The sequence below is a fragment of the Gilvimarinus chinensis DSM 19667 genome (assembly GCF_000377745.1).
Taxonomy (GTDB): Bacteria; Pseudomonadota; Gammaproteobacteria; order Pseudomonadales; family Cellvibrionaceae; genus Gilvimarinus; species Gilvimarinus chinensis.
The window spans coordinates 553,734-574,396 of the sequence record NZ_KB898706.1; the positions used below are offsets into that span (position 1 = coordinate 553,734).

The 20,663-nt window shown below is 51.6% G+C and carries 19 protein-coding genes and 1 tRNA gene; 15 read left to right on the forward strand and 5 right to left on the reverse strand.

The annotated features are described in order from the left end of the window. Positions 1-16 precede the first annotated feature (16 nt). On the reverse strand, positions 17-1,858 hold the full coding sequence (locus D568_RS0102520) for an LTA synthase family protein (RefSeq protein WP_169334778.1): 1,842 nt from the start codon (positions 1,856-1,858) through the stop codon (positions 17-19). A gap of 28 nt (positions 1,859-1,886) precedes the next feature. Between D568_RS0102520 and D568_RS0102525 the strand changes: the two genes are divergently transcribed. The 4 genes from D568_RS0102525 (at position 1,887) to greA (ending at position 8,491) form a co-directional block, all read left to right on the forward strand. Further along, positions 1,887-3,302 (forward strand): hypothetical protein, encoded by a 1,416-nt coding sequence (locus D568_RS0102525; protein ID WP_020207994.1) that lies wholly within the window; start codon positions 1,887-1,889, stop codon positions 3,300-3,302. A gap of 290 nt (positions 3,303-3,592) precedes the next feature. Then, positions 3,593-4,732, forward strand: coding sequence for a glutamine-hydrolyzing carbamoyl-phosphate synthase small subunit (carA, locus tag D568_RS0102530; protein ID WP_020207995.1), 1,140 nt, complete (start codon positions 3,593-3,595; stop codon positions 4,730-4,732). 64 nt (positions 4,733-4,796) lie between these two features. Next, a complete protein-coding gene (carB, locus tag D568_RS0102535; RefSeq protein WP_020207996.1) occupies positions 4,797-8,018 on the forward strand; it encodes a carbamoyl-phosphate synthase large subunit in 3,222 nt (1,073 codons plus the stop codon). Further along, entirely contained in the window at positions 8,015-8,491 is a 477-nt protein-coding gene (greA, locus tag D568_RS0102540; protein WP_020207997.1) for a transcription elongation factor GreA, read from the forward strand. The genes carB and greA overlap by 4 nt, the downstream gene beginning before the upstream one ends. Positions 8,492-8,539: 48 nt before the next feature. On the opposite strand, the gene yhbY is transcribed toward greA, so the two are convergent. After that, on the reverse strand, positions 8,540-8,842 hold the full coding sequence (gene yhbY / locus D568_RS0102545) for a ribosome assembly RNA-binding protein YhbY (RefSeq protein ID WP_020207998.1): 303 nt from the start codon (positions 8,840-8,842) through the stop codon (positions 8,540-8,542). 70 nt (positions 8,843-8,912) lie between these two features. Here yhbY and rlmE point away from each other — a divergent pair, with 70 nt between their 5' ends. The 8 genes from rlmE (at position 8,913) to D568_RS0102585 (ending at position 16,476) form a co-directional block, all read left to right on the forward strand. Then, positions 8,913-9,533: a 23S rRNA (uridine(2552)-2'-O)-methyltransferase RlmE gene (rlmE, locus tag D568_RS0102550; RefSeq protein ID WP_020207999.1), complete on the forward strand. Its 621-nt coding sequence runs from the start codon at positions 8,913-8,915 to the stop codon at positions 9,531-9,533. 131 nt (positions 9,534-9,664) lie between these two features. After that, positions 9,665-11,596: an ATP-dependent zinc metalloprotease FtsH gene (ftsH, locus tag D568_RS0102555; RefSeq protein WP_157497661.1), complete on the forward strand. Its 1,932-nt coding sequence runs from the start codon at positions 9,665-9,667 to the stop codon at positions 11,594-11,596. A 64-nt stretch (positions 11,597-11,660) separates the two neighbouring features. Beyond that, positions 11,661-12,530 (forward strand): dihydropteroate synthase, encoded by an 870-nt coding sequence (gene folP / locus D568_RS0102560; RefSeq protein WP_020208001.1) that lies wholly within the window; start codon positions 11,661-11,663, stop codon positions 12,528-12,530. A 1-nt stretch (position 12,531) separates the two neighbouring features. Further along, on the forward strand, positions 12,532-13,869 hold the full coding sequence (glmM, locus tag D568_RS0102565) for a phosphoglucosamine mutase (protein WP_020208002.1): 1,338 nt from the start codon (positions 12,532-12,534) through the stop codon (positions 13,867-13,869). Positions 13,870-13,978: 109 nt separating this feature from the next. Then, a complete protein-coding gene (tpiA, locus tag D568_RS0102570; RefSeq protein WP_020208003.1) occupies positions 13,979-14,752 on the forward strand; it encodes a triose-phosphate isomerase in 774 nt (257 codons plus the stop codon). Between the two features lie 35 nt (positions 14,753-14,787). Next, on the forward strand, positions 14,788-15,159 hold the full coding sequence (secG, locus tag D568_RS0102575) for a preprotein translocase subunit SecG (RefSeq protein WP_020208004.1): 372 nt from the start codon (positions 14,788-14,790) through the stop codon (positions 15,157-15,159). Between the two features lie 317 nt (positions 15,160-15,476). Beyond that, a tRNA-Leu gene (locus D568_RS0102580) sits at positions 15,477-15,561 on the forward strand. Between the two features lie 249 nt (positions 15,562-15,810). Beyond that, a complete protein-coding gene (locus D568_RS0102585; protein ID WP_020208005.1) occupies positions 15,811-16,476 on the forward strand; it encodes an outer membrane protein in 666 nt (221 codons plus the stop codon). Between the two features lie 71 nt (positions 16,477-16,547). Here the strand turns inward: D568_RS0102585 and D568_RS20875 are convergent, their stop codons facing one another. Both D568_RS20875 and D568_RS20880 read right to left on the reverse strand, forming a co-directional pair. Next, on the reverse strand, positions 16,548-17,231 hold the full coding sequence (locus D568_RS20875; RefSeq protein ID WP_020208006.1) for a 4'-phosphopantetheinyl transferase family protein: 684 nt from the start codon (positions 17,229-17,231) through the stop codon (positions 16,548-16,550). After that, a complete protein-coding gene (locus D568_RS20880; RefSeq protein WP_051083990.1) occupies positions 17,212-17,664 on the reverse strand; it encodes an ApeP family dehydratase in 453 nt (150 codons plus the stop codon). The genes D568_RS20875 and D568_RS20880 overlap by 20 nt, the downstream gene beginning before the upstream one ends. A gap of 47 nt (positions 17,665-17,711) precedes the next feature. On the opposite strand from D568_RS20880, the gene D568_RS22325 reads away from it, so the two are divergent. Beyond that, positions 17,712-17,999, forward strand: coding sequence for an ApeI family dehydratase (locus tag D568_RS22325; protein WP_020208008.1), 288 nt, complete (start codon positions 17,712-17,714; stop codon positions 17,997-17,999). Here D568_RS22325 and D568_RS20885 read toward each other — a convergent pair. Then, a complete protein-coding gene (locus tag D568_RS20885; protein WP_169334779.1) occupies positions 17,980-18,456 on the reverse strand; it encodes a DUF2141 domain-containing protein in 477 nt (158 codons plus the stop codon). The two genes, D568_RS22325 and D568_RS20885, sit on opposite strands and share 20 nt — an antisense overlap. A 104-nt stretch (positions 18,457-18,560) precedes the next feature. On the opposite strand from D568_RS20885, the gene D568_RS0102610 reads away from it, so the two are divergent. Together D568_RS0102610 and D568_RS0102615 are read left to right on the forward strand one after the other, a co-directional pair. Further along, a complete protein-coding gene (locus D568_RS0102610; RefSeq protein WP_020208010.1) occupies positions 18,561-19,499 on the forward strand; it encodes a hypothetical protein in 939 nt (312 codons plus the stop codon). A 13-nt stretch (positions 19,500-19,512) separates the two neighbouring features. Continuing rightward, positions 19,513-20,661: a beta-ketoacyl-ACP synthase III gene (locus tag D568_RS0102615; RefSeq protein ID WP_020208011.1), complete on the forward strand. Its 1,149-nt coding sequence runs from the start codon at positions 19,513-19,515 to the stop codon at positions 20,659-20,661. Positions 20,662-20,663 lie beyond the last annotated feature (2 nt).

Below are 20,663 nucleotides of genomic sequence, written 5' to 3' on the forward strand. Positions count from 1 at the left end.
AGGTTCGGGCGATTTTTTAGGGATAGAATTGGCGCGACTGTAAGTCGATGATGAGCTGGTCTGGTAAAGCGTTGTCGTCACTTCGTTTTAAAGCGGTGGCTTGTGCCAGCTCTGAAAAAGTGTCTTCGCTTAACGCTCCGGCAATATCAAGAACCCATAGACCAAGCTCATGGCTGGCTGCTGGAAGCCATTCACTTCCCAAAGAATAATTCGCAAAGGCCAATACGGGAGTCTTTTGTTGATGAGGCTTTAGCTCATTTTCAAATGATAACTCTTTGAAAGCAGTATGAAGGCCGGGAAGGTGGTCACCAAAAAAAACGACTAGCGTCGGCTTGTTTCGGCGTTTTACGAACTCTCGAAGTGCCAAAAGTTCGCGGGTAGTGTTTTGGGCGTGGTAAATATATGCCTGCCACTGTTCAACGCCTTTCGCAGATATGTCGGCGGGAGGCGTGATGCTGTCTCTGCGCTCAGGGTCCTGCACATTGGTTTTTTTGTAAGGACCGTGTCCCTCCATGGAGATAGCAAATATAAACTGAGGTTGTTTTTTTTCTTTTTCGACTAAATCGATAATATTCGTTGCAAGAGATTTATCTGACGTCCAGGTTCCGTCAAGTGTTGTTTTTTTCATGTCTTTTAGGCCGATAAACTCATGAAAGCCAAGCAATGGCAGCGCCCTGTTTCGTTGCCAGAAAGATTTATGGTGAGGGTGGATAGCTGTGGCTTGATAGCCCTGATCTGCAAGTGTCCAGGGTAATGCCTTGAATTTATCGTGGACTACGGCAATGTAGGGGTAATCCTGAGTGTTGAGGGACTTAAAGGGAATTCCTGTTAGCACTTCAAACTCTGTGCGTGTTGTATTGCCGCCGTAGGTGGGGACAGTAATCTGCGTGTGTAGAGAGGTGTTCGCTAGAGTGCAGTAGTTTGGTAAATAATCGCAGGTTTGAACACCTTTTATCAAACCAGGGTCAAAGAAGCTTTCTCCCAGCCACAAAATAATATCGGGGTGTGTCTTAATGTCTTTATCTGCTTTTTCAGGTAGAGATTGTGAAAAAGCATCAACCGCTTGTTGGTCAAATAGGGGGAGGGTGAGTTTACTCGAGCGAGCCCCGACAATTAATGAGGCGAGTAAACCCTGATCTCGTGCTGGTGAGCCTGAGTCCCAGGGCTTGGCGCCGTGGGCGGTAGGAGCGTAAAGCTCACCCGCGCTAAACCGTTTGTCTGACAGCGTGACCAACCCGAGCACTCCCACAATCAAAAATGACGCGGCCAGCAAAAGAGGGATGGGTTTTTCTCTGATAATCAGCAGCCCAGAGGCTATGGCGAAAATAACTGATAACGCTATAACCCACACACTGACGTACTGAGAAAGCAGGTCCCAGCCGTTGAAAACTTGCTTCGCTAAAAACACATCTGAAAAGCCAAGAGGCTGCTCTAAGTGATTTATTTTTGCGGCGTTAATGGCAAACAGCATAATCAATGCGCCTGCACTAAGGATTGTTCCGCTGCGAATGCGGCCTGTAAGCCCAATAAGGCTAAGTAAGAATAGGTTGGCGGGCAGCAGGTTGGCAGTGATAAGGCCCCAGGACTTATAAATGTCGCCGTTCCTGTCTGCGAGTGTGATGAGTAAGTTAAAACATATCAGGCAGGTGAGAAATACCGTTAAGCGATTATGAGGTTTGCTGGCCAAGGCTGTTATCCATTCGTGTTTTGTCATTGTGTTGTCATCTTTGAAGGGTATTGTAATGGGTTGGTTTTTGTTTGGCGACACAAGTGGCCTCTTTAGTCGAAAGGAGGAGCGCGGACGGTAAAGTGGTACAAGCTTTGTTGGTGGTGGTTTGTGTAAGCGAAAGGTGGGCAATTAGACGATGCTGTCTTTGAGGGGGGGGATGAAAAAACAATATTTGGCGGGTGCGTTGATTGCAGGGGATTCTCTGCTTTATCTGCTGGCTGTAATTTCAGTTATCTTTTTTTCTTTGCATTTCATTCCTTGGTTGCAGGTGGATCTCTGGAGGCACGATTCACTTTATTATGTAGATTCCTATGCCAATAAATTTGTCAGTGAGGGGCGCTGGATAAACTTTATACTTTTTCCTGTGCTTAAATGTATTCCTGCAGCGGTAGCCAGTTCACTCTGTTACATAGGTCTTATTGCTTTCGTTTATGTGTCGGGGCGACGCCTCGGGCTGTTAGCCCCCTATGCTGTCTTGATGGCGGTGCTTATTGCTAACATTCCACTTTTTCGAATACAGATGGAGTGGCCTGCAACGCTCGTCACAAGTTACCTTATTCTGTGGGTGGCGGCTTGGGTGGCGGATCGATTACCTGATTACCTATTCTTCCCTTTGTTTTCAGTATTGTTTTTCGGGGCTGTTAGCAGCTTCTATTTTCTGTTGCCCTTTCTGTTTGTTCGTAATTTACGTTTCAGTGGGGCGTTTCGTCTTTTGGTGGTTTGGAGTTTGTCTTTTCCGTTTGGGTATCTCGTCAGTAATATTCTGGTGTACCTTGCGGTAGGCCACGGTGTTGAGATTGCAGAGTGGAGAAACCCCAATCCAGTCAATGGTTGGGCGGACGTGACAGAAAATACGCTGCGTGTGTGGGAGGGTGCAAAGGCCCATTACGCTGCCTTGGTTGAGTATTCGACATTAGTTTTACTTGCTTTTTCGGCTTTCGTCGTGTGGCTTGTAAGGTTGCGCACTGGTGGCCTGTGGTCTGTGGGGGTTGCTGTTTGCTGTTCGTTGGCTTTGTATGTGACCACCATTCCGGCAGGTATTGTTATATCGGCGAGGACGGCTGGTGTTGCTTGGGCGGCTGTTTTTCTTGGGATGTTTTTGATTGATCGGCCATCGAGAATGCAGCAACTTGTTTTGGCGGTGCCGTTGCTGCTGTTGTCTGCCTCATTAGCCCTGAGCACAGCTGAATATACTCGTTGGTATAGGGCGGTGACGGGTGGCCTTGTTGATAACACTGATAGCTTAATGGCGCAGCTTCCTTCGGCGAAGCAAGTTGTAATTGTGGCGACTGAGGCGGACTGGCAGGCTACTATTGAAGATATTCAGCGGCGTACAAATACAGCTCCATTTTTAACCGAGCGTATGTCCTCGCCTCTTTATTGGAGAGCTCTATTGCTCTCTAGAGGATATGCGCAGGTAATATTGTGCCCAGAGCAAAATGAAAGCTGGGATTGTGTCTGGGCCAGGGAGCAGTTAGAAGTAAGGCAGGCAGATCTTATGCGTAGCGGCTATTTCGGTGCTTTGAGGGCCGGTGATGGCAGGGTGATTTGGGTCTCAAGCTCGTATATGTAGGTTATCCAGTGTAATAAGAAGCCTTGGGCGCGATCAAAGGTCAGTTATTCGCCTAGACATGGGAGGCAAGTTAACCTAAAATGCGCGGTTAGTTGCATTAACCCAAGCCGCGCCAATGGTCGCCATAGCAAATTGAATAATAAGCGAGATGAAGCTGTCTGTTTCATCTCGCTTTTTTGCAACTTGCGGCCGGGCTTTAATTATTCCGACGAGATGTATTTGCGCAAACGCACCACGCTGGTGTGTTCGTTTCGCTCGGCATAAAGAAAGTGAAATCTGAGGAGGTTGACTTGATTACTGGGCCCCAAAGACCCGCTCTGCTCGTTCTTGAAGACGGCAGTGTTTTTAAAGGTACTGCCATTGGCGCTGACGGTCTATCCGCTGGCGAAGTGGTATTTAATACCTCCATGACTGGTTATCAGGAGATTCTTACGGATCCCTCCTACGCCCGTCAGATTGTGACGTTAACTTACCCCCATATCGGCAACACCGGGGCCACTGCGGAAGATGAAGAGTGCCCCACCATTTGGTCTGCGGGACTTGTGATTCGTGATTTGCCGGCTCGTTCCAGCAATTTCCGCCAAACTCAGAGCCTGGATGAGTACCTCAAGGCGAAAAACGTGGTAGGTATTGCCGATATAGATACCCGTCGCCTGACACGTTTGTTGCGCGATAAGGGTGCGCAAAACGGTTGCATCGTTGCGGGTGATGTCGATGAGGCTAAAGCTCTTGAAGCGGCCAAGGCTTTCCCGGGGCTTAAAGGGATGGATTTGGCCAAAGAAGTCAGCTGCGCCAAGCCCTACCGCTGGACCGAGGGCACCTGGAAGTTGGGTGAGGGGCATCGCGATGTCGTTGAAACCAAGTTTAAAGTGGTCGCCTACGACTATGGTGTAAAAGCCAATATCCTGCGTATGCTGGCCGATCGCGGTTGCGACATTACGGTCGTGCCAGCGAAAACGCCTGCCAGTGATGTGTTGGCCATGAAGCCCGATGGCGTCTTTCTTGCCAATGGCCCTGGCGACCCAGAGCCCTGTGATTACGCGATTGCGGCGATTAAAGAAATCCTTGAAACCGACACCCCTGTGTTCGGTATCTGCCTCGGGCATCAGCTGCTGGCGTTGGCCTCGGGTGCCAAGACCTCGAAAATGAAGTTTGGCCATCATGGCGGCAACCATCCGGTACAGGATACCGAAACGGGGCGCGTGATGATTACCGCACAAAACCACGGCTTTGCGGTTGATGAAGCGAGTTTGCCCGCGAACCTTAAGGTGACTCATAAGTCCTTGTTTGACGGCACCTTGCAGGGTATCCATCGCACCGATAAGCCTGCGTTTAGTTTTCAGGGGCACCCTGAAGCTAGCCCAGGGCCTCATGATGCCGATGGTCTGTTCGACCACTTTATTGAATTGATGGAGAGCGCGAAACGGTGACGGACAACGCACGCCGCAAGACGACGCCTTGAACCCGTAAACCGATTCTGACAGCGAGACCGACATGCCAAAACGTACCGACATTAACAGCATTTTGATTCTGGGCGCGGGCCCAATCGTGATCGGCCAGGCCTGCGAGTTTGACTACTCCGGCGCCCAGGCCTGTAAAGCCCTGCGTGAAGAGGGATACCGGGTGATTCTGGTGAACTCGAACCCGGCCACCATTATGACCGACCCGGCGATGGCCGACGCCACTTACATCGAGCCGGTAGAGTGGGAGACGGTCGCCAAAATTATTGAGAAAGAGCGCCCGGATGTGGTCTTGCCGACCATGGGTGGGCAAACGGCGCTTAACTGCGCACTGGCACTGGCCAAAAACGGTGTGCTGGAAAAGTACGGTGTTGAGCTGATTGGCGCTAAAGAAGAAGCCATCAACATGGCCGAAGACCGTGACCTGTTCGACAAGGCCATGAAGCGGATTGGCCTTGAGTGCGCCCGCGCCAAAATCGTTCATTCGATGGAAGAGGCCAAAGAAGTCCCCAAAGAGTTTGGCTTTCCCTGCATTATCCGTCCTTCGTTCACCATGGGTGGCTCGGGCGGTGGTATTGCCTACAACTGGGAAGAGTTTGAAGAAATCTGTACCCGCGGTTTAGATTTGTCGCCCACCAATGAGCTGTTGATCGACGAATCCTTGCTGGGTTGGAAAGAGTACGAAATGGAGGTTGTGCGCGATAAAAACGACAACTGCATTATCGTCTGCTCCATTGAAAACTTTGACCCCATGGGTGTCCACACTGGTGACTCGATCACCGTTGCCCCAGCGCAAACTCTGACCGATAAAGAGCTGCAGATTATGCGTAACGCCTCGCTGGCGGTACTGCGTGAGATTGGCGTGGAAACGGGCGGTTCTAACGTGCAGTTTGCCGTTAACCCCGAAAACGGTCGCTTGGTGGTGATTGAAATGAACCCGCGAGTGTCTCGCTCTTCGGCCTTGGCCTCGAAAGCGACAGGTTTCCCCATTGCCAAAGTGGCGGCGAAACTGGCCGTGGGTTACACCCTCGATGAGCTGCAAAACGAAATCACCGGCGGTGCTACCCCGGCGTCTTTCGAGCCCTCAATCGATTACGTGGTTACCAAAATCCCACGCTTTACCTTTGAAAAATTTGGTGATGCGGATGCCCGCCTGACCACCCAAATGAAGTCTGTGGGTGAGGTGATGGCTATTGGTCGCACCTTGCAAGAATCCATGCAAAAAGCACTGCGCGGTCTGGAGGTCGGATCAGCAGGGTTTGAGTCGAAGTTGGACCTGAGTGCCGAAGAAACTCCTGCGCGTATCCGTCGAGAGTTGACGACACCGGGTGCCGAGCGTATTTGGTATGTTGGCGACGCATTCCGCCTGGGTATGACCGTGGATGAAGTGTTCGATGCATCGAAAATTGACCCTTGGTTCTTGGAGCAAATTCGTGAGTTGATCGAGCTGGAACAGAAAGTTCGTGTGGCGAAATTGTCGGATTTAACCGCTGAAGACTTGATGCTGTTAAAGCGCAAAGGTTTCTCTGATAAGCGCTTGGCTCTTCTGTTGGGTGTTAAAGAGGCGAAGGTGCGTGCAGCTCGTCACGAGCAGAATATTCGCCCTGTGTTTAAGCGGGTAGATACCTGTGCTGCGGAGTTTTCGACGTCCACCGCGTACATGTATTCCAGCTACGACGAAGAGTGCGAAGCGAATGTCAGCGCTAAGCCGAAAATCTTGGTTATCGGTGGTGGCCCCAACCGCATTGGGCAGGGCATCGAATTTGATTACTGCTGTGTACACGCGGCCCTGGCAATGCGCGAAGACGGTTACGAAACCATTATGGTGAACTGTAACCCCGAGACGGTTTCTACCGATTACGATACCTCGGATCGCCTGTACTTCGAACCTGTCACCTTGGAAGATGTGCTGGAAATTGTGCACAAAGAGCAGCCAAAAGGCGTGATTTTGCAGTTTGGTGGCCAGACGCCACTGAAGCTTGCCCGTGCTTTGGAAGCCGAAGGTGTGCCAATTTTAGGTACCAGCCCGGATGCCATTGACCGCGCGGAAGATCGTGAGCGCTTCCAGCAAATGATCGACAAACTAGGGTTGCTACAGCCGCCTAATGCCATTGTGCGTTCACTGGAAGAAGCGTTGATCAGCGCGGAAAAAGTTGGCTACCCACTGGTCGTGCGCCCCTCTTATGTTCTGGGTGGTCGCGCCATGGAAATTGTGTACAAAGAAGAAGAGCTGCGCACCTACATGCATTCCGCGGTTAAGGTGTCCGAGGATGCGCCCGTGCTGCTGGATCACTTCTTAAGCGCTGCTATCGAGGTTGATATCGACGCCGTTTCTGACGGTAAAGAGGTCGTTATCGGCGGAATTATGCAGCACATCGAGCAGTGCGGTGTTCACTCCGGTGACTCGGCCTGCTCACTGCCGCCTTACTCTCTACCTGCCGAAGTTCAGGATGAAATGCGCGAGCAGGTCAAAGCCATGGCGCTTGAGTTAGGTGTGGTGGGGTTAATGAATACTCAGCTGGCGTGGCAGGATGGCAAAATTTATGTCATTGAGGTAAACCCTCGCGCATCGCGTACCGTGCCTTTTGTGTCCAAGTGTGTGGGCGTGTCTTTGGCGAAAGTGGCCGCTCGTTGCCAGGCTGGCGTATCTTTGGCTGAGCAGGGCTTTACCGAAGAAATCGTGCCGAGCTATTTCAGTGTTAAAGAGGCGGTCTTTCCGTTCAATAAATTTCCTGCGGTAGATCCAATTCTCGGGCCTGAGATGAAGTCCACCGGTGAGGTCATGGGGGTAGGCGCTACCTTTGGTGAGGCTTACGCCAAAAGCCAATTGGGGGCCAACAGCAAGCTGCCGACTGCGGGGCGTGCGTTTATCAGTGTGCGTGATGTGGACAAGCCCGGCGTTGTGGCGGTAGGTAAAGAGCTGGTGGAACTTGGCTTCACCCTGGTGGCAACACGCGGTACCGCTAAAGTGCTGGAAGGCTCTGGCGTTACCGTTGAGGTGGTGAATAAAGTCGGTGAAGGCCGTCCGCACATTGTGGATATGATCAAAAACGACGAAATCGGACTGATCATAAATACCACCGAGGGGCGTCAGGCGACCCGTGACTCGGCGTCTATCCGCCGCAGTGCTGAAGCGCACAGCGTTTATTACACCACAACCCTGGCTGGCGGAGAGGCTGTCAACATGGCTTTGCGTACCAGTAAAGAAATCGAAGTTCGTCGCCTGCAGGACTTACATACGGAGGCTGCGCAATGAATAAAGTCCCTATGACAGTGGAGGGCGCTGATGCCCTCCGCGCTGAGCTTGAAGACTTGAAAAAGGTTCAGCGTCCGCGCATTATCGAGGCAATCGCTGAGGCTCGTGAGCACGGTGATTTAAAAGAAAATGCTGAATATCATGCGGCGCGTGAGCAGCAGAGTTTTTGCGAAGGCCGTATTCAAGAAATTGAAGGCAAGCTCTCTAACTCACAAGTGATTGATGTTAAAACTATTCCTCATTCGGGGAAGGTGATCTTTGGTACAACGGTGACCATCGTTAACATCGAGACTGAAGAGGAAAAGGTCTATCGCATTGTGGGTGATGATGAAGCGGATGTGAAAGCCAATAAGATTTCAATCAGCTCTCCCATCGCTCGCGCCCTGATCGGCAAAGAAGAAGGGGATGTGGTTGTAGTGAAGGCGCCCGGCGGCGAAATAGAGTACGAAATTGATAAGGTCGAGCATATTTGAGGGGCTTTTGCCCCTCTTCCGGCTTTAGCGACTTAAGCGCTCTGACCGTTAGCGCAGTAAATTTGAAAGCTTGGGGTTTGGCTTTTTCGCGGCGCGATAGAGAAGGGCTACTTTGCCGATACTTTGCACAAGTTCGGTGCGAGGCAGCTTTTTAAGCTCATCAATGACCAGCTGTCGGTCTTCGCGCTCTGCCAGCGCTAGCTTGACCTTTATCAGCTCGTGATCATCAAGTGCGCGGTTAAGCTCGGTGATTACCCCTTCAGACAGGCCGTTGCCCGCGATAGTCACAATGGGTTTAAGGTTGTGTCCCATGGTGCGGAACTGTTTGCGTTTTTCAGCGCTTAAGGGCATAGCTTTACCTTTCAAAATTATTCAGCCGCCGTTAATGACGGAAGGCTATTGTAACTCAACAGGACGCCCGATGGCCCGCTCAAAAAGCAGTAAACGCTGGCTGCAGGAACATTTTTCGGACCAGTACGTCAAACAGTCTCAACGCGACGGCTATCGTTCGCGGGCCAGCTATAAATTGCTGGAAATCGACAAAAAAGACCGTTTATTTCGTCCGGGAATGACGGTTGTCGATTTAGGCGCTGCCCCCGGAGGTTGGTCACAGGTGGCCGCCGAGCGAGTGGGGCATAAGGGCAAAGTGCTGGCTTCTGATATTTTACCGATGGATTCGATTGCCGGGGTGGAGTTTATTCAGGGTGACTTTACCGAAGACAGTGTTTTTGAGGTGCTGATGAAGGCCATTGATGGTTCGCCGGTGGACCTTGTAATCTCAGATATGGCCCCCAACTTGAGTGGCATGGATGCAGTGGATCAGCCTAAAGCCATGTATTTGGTTGAGTTGGCACTGGATATGGCGCGGCAAATCCTCACTCCTGGCGGAACATTTGTGGCAAAAGTGTTTCAGGGTGAGGGCTTCGAGCCTTGGCTTGCCGAGGTGAGAGCATCTTTCGGGCGAGTGGTAACACGAAAACCCGATGCCTCTCGGGCCCGCTCGCGTGAAGTTTATATCGTTGGGCGCGACTTTAAAGGCTAAGTTTTTGGCCCCGGGGAAGGCTCTGGGCGCTATACTGTCATTGTTATAGGCAGTAAAAATGACCGATGCGGGTCAAACGAACATCAGTGGATGTTCACAATGATGTAACTGAGGGTTTTACCTTGAATGATATGACCAAAAACCTGATTTTATGGCTGATTATTGCCGCCGTCCTGTTCAGTGTGTTTCAGGGGTTTGAGGGCAAAAGCCAGCCTGATACGGTGACTTATTCGGACTTCGTAACCGCGGTTGAGCAGGATCGCGTGCGCGAGGTTACCATTCAGGAAATGCAAGTACGCGGCGTAATGGCCGACAACACCCGATTTTCCACCAATCTACCCTTGATTCGTGACGAGGAGCTGATGCCCGATTTGCGTCGCCATGGTGTTGAGATTACCGTGTTGCCACGCGAAGAGCCGAGCTTATGGCATCAGCTGTTAGTGGCCAGCTTCCCCATTTTGATTATTATTGCCGTGTTCCTGTTTTTTATGCGCCAGATGCAGGGTGGCGCTGGGGGTGGTCGTGGTGGACCTATGAGCTTTGGTAAATCCAAGGCGCGTCTGCTGGGTGAAGATCAAATCAAAACCACGTTTGCCGATGTGGCCGGCGTTGATGAAGCAAAAGAAGAAGTGCAGGAGTTGGTTGAGTACCTGCGCGATCCCTCCAAGTTCCAGCGTTTGGGTGGTCGTATCCCCCGCGGTGTGCTTATGGCGGGGCCTCCAGGTACGGGTAAAACTCTGTTGGCCAAGGCCATCGCCGGCGAAGCGAAGGTGCCGTTTTTCTCGATTTCCGGCTCTGACTTTGTGGAAATGTTTGTCGGTGTGGGTGCATCCCGTGTGCGCGATATGTTTGAAACTGCAAAAAAACAGGCACCCTGTATTATCTTTATCGATGAAATTGACGCCGTAGGTCGGCATCGTGGTGGTGGCCATGGCGGTGGTCATGATGAGCGCGAGCAAACCCTTAATCAGTTGTTGGTTGAAATGGACGGCTTTGAGGGCAGTGAGGGTGTGATAGTTATCGCCGCCACTAACCGCCCTGATGTGCTGGATAAAGCTCTGCTGCGCCCCGGCCGCTTTGACCGCCAGGTAGTGGTGGGTCTGCCGGATATTCGCGGCCGCGAACAGGTATTGAAAGTGCATATGCGCAAGGTGCCTATTGCAGAAAGTGTCGAGGCCTCTGTTATCGCTCGTGGCACGCCTGGTTTCTCTGGCGCCGATTTGGCGAACCTGGTGAACGAGGCGGCACTGTTCGCCGCGCGCGCTAACAAGCGCCTGGTCACCATGGAAGAGTTTGAAAAGGCCCGCGATAAAATCATGATGGGCGCTGAGCGCCGCTCTATGGTGATGGGCGAGAAAGAAAAGGAAAACACGGCCTACCATGAGGCTGGCCATGCCATTGTTGGGCGTTTGGTGCCGGAGCACGACCCCATTCACAAAGTGACCATCATTCCCCGAGGCAGAGCGTTGGGTGTGACCCAGTTTCTGCCTGAGGGTGATAAGTACAGCTTGAGTCGCCGTGCAATTGAGTCGCAAATTTGCACGTTGTTTGGTGGTCGTATCGCCGAGCAGATGACTTTGGGCGATGAAGGTATAACCACCGGCGCGTCTAACGATATTGAACGTGCGACCGAGTTAGCCCGCAATATGGTGACCAAATGGGGCTTGTCGGACAAACTGGGTCCTCTGCATTACGGTGAGGACGAAGGTATGATGCCAGGCTCTGGCAATCCGAATTACTCTGGTGCCACCTCTAAAATCATTGACGAAGAAGTGCGTGACATTGTTGATCGTTGTTACAAGCGTGCCGAGCAGTTGCTGCACGATAACCGCGACATTCTTGAAGCGATGAAAGACGCGCTTATGGAGTACGAGACCATTGATTCGGAGCAAGTGGACGATTTGATGGCCCGCCGTAAGGTGCGTCCGCCGCGCGATTGGCACGATGGTGACTTCAATAGCCACATCGGTGGCGGTGGGGCAGGTGCCACTTCAGACGACTCTGTAGATAAGCCTAAAGAATCGAAGGACGCGCCTATCGGCGGTCCGGCGGAAGGTCGCTGAGCCTATCCGTCAACCTAACCCCGCTTCGGCGGGGTTATTTTTTGCTTGGATATAACCCTGCTTCATGAAACACACACTCCCTTTTACCGACACCTTCCCACTCGCGCACTATTCGCTGGATTTATCCCGCCCACAGATAATGGGTATTTTGAACGCTACGCCTGACTCGTTTTCTGATGGTGGGAACTGTTACAGCAACGGCCGTATTGACGTGAATGTGGCGGTTGCTCGGGCGCACCAGATGTTAGAAAGTGGTGCGAGTATCATCGATGTTGGCGGTGAATCTACCCGGCCGGGCGCTACGCCTGTGGATGAAGCTGAAGAGCTGGCGCGCGTAGTGCCCGTCGTGGAAGCTATCGTGCGGGAGCTGGGTTGCCCGGTATCCGTCGATACCAGTACGCCATCGGTTATTCGTGAATCTGCCGCCGTGGGCGCTGCACTGATTAATGATGTCAGGGCGTTAAGGCGGGAGGGCGCGCTTGAGGCGGCGGCGTTGACCGGGTTGCCGGTGTGCTTAATGCACATGCGTGGTGAGCCAGGGAACATGGAGCATCAGCAAAATTATGATGACGCCATCAGCGAGGTGCACGATTTTTTTGCTGCGCGTTTAAAAGAGTGTCAGGCCGCTGGCATCGCGCGTGAGCGTGTACTGCTGGACCCCGGATTTGGGTTCGGCAAGACCTTACAGCAAAACCTTGTGTTGTTGAGTAAACTGGCGCACTTTCATCGCCTTGGCTGTCCGTTGCTGGTGGGCCTGTCGCGTAAATCGATGTTGGGCAAATTGCTAGGCCGTGAGCTCGATGAGCGGTTGCCCGGGTCACTGGCGTTGGCGCTTGAGGCCGCCCAGCGGGGGGCGCACATAATCCGCGTACACGATGTGCGCGAAACGGCTGATGCGCTGGCGGTGCATCAAGCCCTACAGGAGATTGATTAAAATGAGTCGCAAATATTTTGGTACCGATGGCATCCGCGGTCGTGTGGGTGAGGCACCCATTACCCCCGATTTTATGCTTAAGCTGGGCTGGGCAGCCGGATGCGTATTGGGTGATCGTTACGACGGTCCAGGACTAATTTTAATCGGTAAAGATACTCGTATATCAGGCTATATGTTTGAATCTGCGCTTCAGGCGGGTTTAATTAGCGCCGGTGTGGATGTGGGCTTGTTGGGGCCTATGCCGACCCCGGGCATTGCCTATCTGACCCGTACGTTTCAAGCTCAGGCGGGTATTGTGATCAGTGCATCACACAACAGTTATCACGATAACGGAATTAAGTTTTTCAGTGCTAATGGCACTAAGCTGCCGGATGACATAGAGAGCGCCATCGAGGCTCAGTTAGATGAGCCGATGTTTACCGCCGAACGCCTAGGTAAAGCACGCCGTATCACCGATGCGACAGGACGCTATATTGAGTTTTGTAAGGGCACCATGCCTTGGGGGTTTAACCTCAGTGGTTTACAGATAGTCGTGGATTGTGCTCATGGTGCGACTTACCATATAGCGCCCAGTGTTTTCTCTGAGCTTGGCGCAAAGGTGATTCCTTTCGCCACCGAGCCGAACGGTACCAATATTAATCGCAGCTGTGGTTCGACTAATCCTGAGGCTTTAAAAGAGAAGGTTCAGGAGATGGGCGCTGATTTGGGTATTGCTTTTGATGGCGACGGTGATCGCGTGGTGTTTGTAGATCACAAGGGTGAGATTGTCGATGGCGATGAGCTGCTCTACATCATTGCCGCCTACCAGCAGGAATATGGTGGTGGTTGTGCAGGTGTCGTGGGCACCTTGATGAGTAACTTCGGGTTTGAGCTGGGTTTAAAAAAATTAGGTATTGAGTTTGTTCGCGCTAAAGTCGGTGATCGCTATGTGATTGAGGCTATGCGCAAAAATGGCTGGGCGCTGGGCGGCGAGTCTTCGGGACACATTGTTTGCAGTAACGTGACCACCACCGGGGATGGCATCATTTCGGCGTTACAGGTTTTATTGGCCATGTGCACCATGGAGCAGAGTCTGCACACGGCTAAACAAGGTATGACCAAGCTGCCACAAACCATGATTAACGTACATAGGGTCAAAAAGGTTGACTTGAGCAAAGACAAAGCAGTGCAAAATGCTGTGACTGCTACCGAGTCAAAGTTGGCTGGCCGTGGTCGGGTATTGCTGAGGCCTTCAGGCACCGAACCTGTGGTTCGCGTTATGGTGGAAGGGGAAGATAAAGCTCAGGTGAAAACGCTGGCGCAAGAGCTAGCCCAGGCAGTAGAAAAGGCATTAAGTTAATGGTGGGCGTTTTGTCGCTATCGTACCCCGTTGCTAAAGCTGGGCGATTGCCGTTGTATCTTGCAGAGTGTTCCGCTACCATTGGCGGCCGTTTTACGGAGGGTAGAATATGACGTCGCAGCCCAAGGCTCAGCGTCGTCGGCTGGTTGTCGGCAATTGGAAAATGAACGGCACAAGGGAGGATAACTCCTGTCTGTTGCAGAACATTCTCGCTGACTGGCCCACCTTGGTAAATGTGGATGTGGCAATCTGCCCGCCATTCGTTTACATCGAACAAGTGGCGCGTGCATTGAGCCCACGTGAGCTGTATTGGGGAGGCCAAAGCGTTAACCCTAATGCTCCTGGTGCTTACACCGGTGAAGTATCAGCGCAGATGCTGCGAGACCTAGATTGTCGCTACGTTATTGTGGGGCACAATGAAAGGCGTCGACTGCAACACGAAAGCGATGATTGCGTTGCTCGTCAATTCTTGGCTGCTCAGGCAGAAGGGTTGACTCCCATCCTGTGTGTGGGTGAAAGCAGTGAACAACGCAAACAAGGACAGGCATTGGCCACCATTGGCCGCCAGTTAAAGGCCGTTCTTGAGGTGGCGGGGCTGGAGGCCTTCAGTAACGCGGTAGTTGCTTACGAGCCTATTTGGGCGGTGGGAACCGGTGTAACGGCAACCCCAGAAGAAGCTGCGCAAGTACATGCTTTTATTCGTGATCAGTTTGCTGATGTGGGGCAGTCCCTCGTGATTTTATACGGTGGCAGCGTCAAACCGGAGAATGCGGCAGAACTTTTTGCCAAACCTGATATTGATGGTGCCTTGTTAGGTGGGGCCTCTTTGAAGGCTCAAGATTTTATTGCTATTTGCCAATGCGCTGAAAACGCAGGTAAATAAATATTGAAGACAGGCTCAAAACAGAGAGCAAAGTAATGGAAAAACTCGTTTTAATCGTACACATTCTTACCGCCTTGGCGATCATTGCCTTAATCTTAATGCAACAGGGTAAAGGCGCTTCTGCTGGTGCGTCTTTTGGCGCTGGCGCGTCCCAAACAGTGTTTGGTAGTGAAGGCGGTGGTAACTTTTTCACTCGGGCAACCGCTGTTTTTGCTTTTGTATTTTTCTGCACGAGCTTTGGCTTGGCGATCATAGCAAAAAATAGTGCTGGAGTGACTGACGTTGCGATTCCTTCCATGATAGAATCCGCACCCGCTGAAAGTGACGTTCCTGCAGCTGACGAATCTTCTGATGTACCTAGTATGGGTAGTGCTGAAGATGACGTACCTGCGGTACCGGTGCAATAAATAGCAAATTCGATGCTAATGCATCACCCCTTTGCCCAAGTGGCGAAAGTGGTAGACGATGTGCAGGATGCACAAGTGTCGCGGGAGGCAGGACGCCGCTAGCGACCACGCGTAGCGTGTCAGGACTCTTGCACGTAGCGCTTAAGTAATTGATGTTTAAATGCATCACCCCTTTGCCCAAGTGGTGAAAGTGGTAGACGATGTGCAGGATGCACAAGTGTCGCGGGAGGCAGGAGGCCGCTAGCGACCACGCGTAGCGTGTCGGGACTCTTGCACGTAGCGCTTAAGTAATTGATGTTTAAATGCATCACCCCTTTGCCCAAGTGGTGGAATTGGTAGACACGCTATCTTGAGGGGGTAGTGGCGCAAGCCGTGCCGGTTCAAGTCCGGCCTTGGGCACCAAATCTGAAAAGGCCTGCGCGTAAGCGTGGGCCTTTTCTTTATGTGGTCAGGGTTTGGCTGCCAATATGTTTTCCTGGTCATATTGCAGGCTTAGGTGCCGAGACGGTGTATTAGTGTTGGGAATTGAGGTGGCATAGTATCTTAAGATTTTTGCACCTGACCGTCGAAATTAAACTCGGTAGCGGCTATCCTATCGGTTCTCAGGGGAGCCTTATTAAGGCGCTTATTATTTACTTTAGGGAAGGAACTATGAAGTCTTGTATATCTCAGCCGTTCTGGGCATTTGTTTGCCTGCTGTGTGTGGTTGCTCTACCCGCACAGGCCGATCGCATGAACAAATATGAATTTTCCTTACAGGTGCCTTACTTGTACGGTGAAACCATTGATTTTGAAGGTGGTGCTTCGGCTGATATTGCCTCAGATCCGGGCTTTGGTTTTACCGCCGGTTACAACTATTCCAACAAATTAAATTTGCGCGCCAGTTTTACCTGGAACGATACCCGTTACGATGGTGAGCGTGTGATCGATGATGGCAACAGAACCGTTGAGTCCATCAGTGGTGTCATGGACGCCTTCAGCTTTAACGGCGTCGCGGATTACTACTTTATGGAAGGCCGTTTCACGCCTTTCGTTAGCGGTATGATTGGCTGGACCTCCATTGACAGTAATATTGCGGCAGGTTACCCGGAAGAAGTGTGCTGGTGGGACCCCTGGTGGGGTTATGTCTGTGACTACTATCAGCCCACTTACGGCGGTGACTCTTTCTCTTACGGTGTAGGAGGCGGCTTGCGCCTGGACCTGGGCCCTAATCATTTTGTTCGGGTTGGTTACTACGAGCGCTGGCTTGATGTGGACTATGCAGAGAGCGACCCTTCTCTAGGTACCGCTATTTTTGAGTTTGGTTTTATGTATTGATAGAGCCTGACTACACCTGATTCAAACGCCGGGCTTGCCCGGCGTTTTTGTTGCTGGGATGGTTTGGTGGCTTAGAGGTTGGGTAGGTTTTGATGGGTTGCCCATTCGAACTCTGGCTCTGAACTTACCGCTGCAAGGTGTAGATTGGGGGGGCTGTTTTCTCTGGGGGGGAAGTAATGATAATGCCAGTGCGCAGCACTCATCGAGAGAGGGGCCCTTGGGTGGTTTTTGTGAGCAAAGCTCACTTTGTTTAGCCCTTCAGAAATCCCAGTGCCACGCGCTTTGAAGAAGGCTTCTTTGAGGGTCCAAAGGCGGTAGAATTCGGTTTCCTGCTGGGCAGTGGAAAGATTTTTTAACTTGGCAATCTCTTGTTCGTGGAAATATTGTTCGGCAATTTTTAGTAGCGGCCGCTTTTTCTGTACATACTCTATGTCCACGCCCAATGGCCCGCACTGGCTGACCCCTAAGGCAACCCATGGGCCGCTATGGCTGAGGTTAAAGTGCAAGCCTGATTCATCGTTGGTGAGATAAGGTTTGCCGCTGGCGCTGCGAGCCAGCTTTATCTCCGGTGCGGAGATGTTGAGAGTCTGTGCCAGTACTGTTCGGCAAAATAATCGGCTAATGATATATCGGTTTTGAGAGTCCAGATGGCGAAACTTTTGTGACGTTTGCTGTTCGGCGGCGCTTAAATAAGCGCCCCAAATGGATGGCTCAGGTACTTGAAGCTCATCGCTGTTAATCAGGTGTAGTTTCATTGTGTGGAGGTGTCAGGCTTGCGGTAAGCTGACCTGTCAGCAAAATCATCTGTTGGGCGCTGAGTTCAAATTCGCACATGCTGCTGCTGTCGTTGCGCGCTAACAGATGCAGTTTTACCAGCAGGTCATCGGGATATGCATCAAGCTTCTCACAGTGAGGGGTTAGCTTCGAGGCGACAGCTACAACCCCCTGGCGTGGCGCCCCCTTGGCCTCTGAGTAAAGCCGGGCGTGGGCGGCCATTGCCTGGGCAGCGTATTCCACACCACAATACACAGAAAGAAAACCGTCGATACGCAATGGGTTGGCAGTATCTAGATGGGATTTGGTGCGGCATAAGATTTTGGTCGCATCGTGCGCAATGATAGAGTCCAGCAGCACCATCGGTGGTTTATGGGGCAGTAAATGGTCCAGCCCTTGACGTTGATCGCTCATGAAGTGGTATAACGCGGTAATGTGAAAACAGGAGAATATCACAAGTCATGTCCGAACAGTTTAGAGTTAGCTCTGAGGCCTCTTGTGTCAAAGGGCACTTTCCAGGTCAGCCTATTGTGCCTGGGGCATACTTACTGGCGAAGGTGCATCAAAGCTTCGCCGCCCGTTTTCCGGGTAAAAAAATGGTGTCGCTGAGAAAGGTTAAGTTTGTTGCTCCTATAACGCCTGAGGAGGCCGTTTTTATAGTCTGGGACGAGAATGCTTGGCCTGTTTGTAAGGTGCGTTTACAGGTGGCTGGCGTTACCTGTTTGCAAGCTACGGTTCAGGCTGCTTGACGGTATCTTCATTAGCTTGAGGGTATTGCAGTTGAAGGCTGATAGCGGGTGAATCAGCATTAAGAGTGGCGACAGATTTGGTAAAACGAAAGCTCGGCTTGTTACGGCGGTCTCCTAAACTGAAGCCGAAAGGTTCGACGGGTGTACGTTGGTTTTTACGGTCTAATATTTGATTCTCATTTTCGTCGACAAACGCCTTTACGGCGTAGCGCCCAGGCGGTAATGGTAAAGAAAATTCGGCTTCCGTGGTGGATGGCAGGGTAAAAACCAGCTTTTGCAGTATAGGGCTTTGCCAACTGTGAGCCTGTTCAGTATAAACGGCGACGTATAGCTTGGCCCCAGGCCGTAAGTTGTCAGTTACCTTTAGTGTAAATGCGTGTTCCTGAGAGGCGATGCCGATGGCGGGAAGCATCAGACAGCAGAGCGCTCTGAGGCATAAGCGTATTGTGGCTTGCATGGTCCTAGTTCTACCTTTCGTGTGGTAATATCCGCACCATTTTGGGGTCAACCTTAACGGTGCCATGACTGCATAGGGCCCCAGTAATAAAACAGGGGCATGGTTTGATCAAGTTAACACGGCGTTCTCGCGTATTAGTTATCCATTACTCACAAAGTGGGCAGTTGGATAGTGTCGCGCACTCGCTGGTGAAGCCATTGTTGAGCTGCAACGATATTCAGGTTGATTTTCTTAATCTTCGGCCGCAACAGGACTTCCCTTTTCCCTGGCCCTTGCTCCGCTTTATTAATGCGTTTCCAGAGTCTGCCCATCAGATACCGTGCGACTTACAGCTCGATACCAGTGCTTTGGCGGACGATTATGATCTGGTGATTCTTGCGTATCAAGTGTGGTTCCTGGCGCCCTCTATTCCCATATCGTCTTTTTTACAAACGCCTACGGCCGCGTCATTGCTCAAAGGTAAACCGGTGGTGACAGTAATAGCTTGTCGCAACATGTGGTTACAGGCACAGGAAAAAGTAAAATCACATCTCACGCGTTGCAATGCCTCGCTGGTCGGGAATGTGGTGTTCGTTGATGGCGTGAGCTCGGCGGCAAGCTTTTTCTCTACGCCATTGTGGGTGCTTACCGGGCGCAAAGGCCCTCACTGGTTTGGGCTGGTGCCTGCGGCAGGCGTGAAGCAAAGTGCAATTGACGGTGCTGCCCGGTTTGGAGAAAAGATTGGATTGACCCTGCACAAACAGCAGGCGTTTGATGAGAGCTTGTTTCGCGGCATGGGTGCCGTAAGAGTCAATGAAAAATTTATTGCCAGTGAAAAGATTGGTGCTCGAAGCTTTCATGTGTGGGGTAAGCTGTTTTTAGCCTGCGGAGCGCCAGAGAGTCTCCTGCGTCAGTTTTTAGCGCTGTTTTATATCGTATTTCTAATTTTAATGATTGTTACCGTTGTTCCGCTTACGGCGTTGATCAAGACGATCCTGAAGCCTTTTACCAAGGCGCGTGTCGCACGGCAAAAATCCTATTATTCCTGGCCTTCGGGCGAGTGACCAGAGGGTATGTATGTCCACTAAGCCAGTATTTATTACTCACACCGGATGTTTCCTGCCTAATTTACCTGTCGACAACGAGCAGATGGAATCGCTTTTGGGGCAAGTGGCTGACAGGCCATCGCGGTCGCGTCGGTTGGTGTTGCGCAGTAACCAGATAAAGACACGTTATTACGCTATCGACCCCAGTACGGGACAGTCGAATTACACCAACGCGGAGCTGTGTGCCGAAGCGATTAAAAACGCTCTAGGTAATGAGGTGCCTTTAGCTGCGGTATCGAGCCTAGCGGCGGCGACAAGTATTGCAGACCAGTTAATGCCTGGGCATGGGGTAATGGTGCATGGCCTTCTAGGCAGTCCACCTTGCGAGGTGGCCAGCCTCGGAGGAATTTGTGTCAGTGGTATGAGTGCTTTTAAATACGCTTGGTTGAATGTGGCGGCCGGCCTGCATGAAACAGCCGTGGCGGCTGCTTCTGAGGCCGCTTCTTACAGCATGAGGGCGGCGAATTTTTCGGCCGAAATTTCGACTCGGGTGGCCGCTTTAGAAGCACAGCCGGAGCTCGCCTTTGAAAAGGACTTTTTGCGTTGGATGCTGTCCGACGGTGCTGGGGCATGCGTACTGCAAAGTCGGCAACCCCAAGCTTTGGCGCTGCGAGTCGAGTGGTTAGAGTTACTGTCCTACGCCGGTCAAATGCCCACCTGTATGTACGCTGGAGCGCGTAAAGAGCAAGAGGGCAGCCTCACTGGGTGGCAAGCTGTTAGCTCAGATACGGCGCAGGCCGAAAGTTTTATGTCGGTGAAGCAGGATGTAAAACTTCTTAACGAAAATATTGTTCGGTATACCGTAGAAGAAGCCCTCGCTTCAGTGGTTTGTAAGCATGACCTCAAAGCCGAGGATATAGATTATTTTCTGCCCCATTATTCTTCTGACTTTTTTCGCCAACGGCTGGATGCCGGCATGAAGAAGGTTGGCTTTGTTGTAGATCAGGAGCGGTGGTTTACAAACCTTGCCAGTAAAGGCAATACAGGCTCGGCATCAATATTTATTATGCTGGATGAGCTGTTTCGCAGTGGTCGTTTACGCAAAGGCGAGAAAATCCTCTGTTATGTTCCAGAAAGTGGACGCTTCTCGGTAGCCTATATGTTATTGCAGGTTGTCTAAGG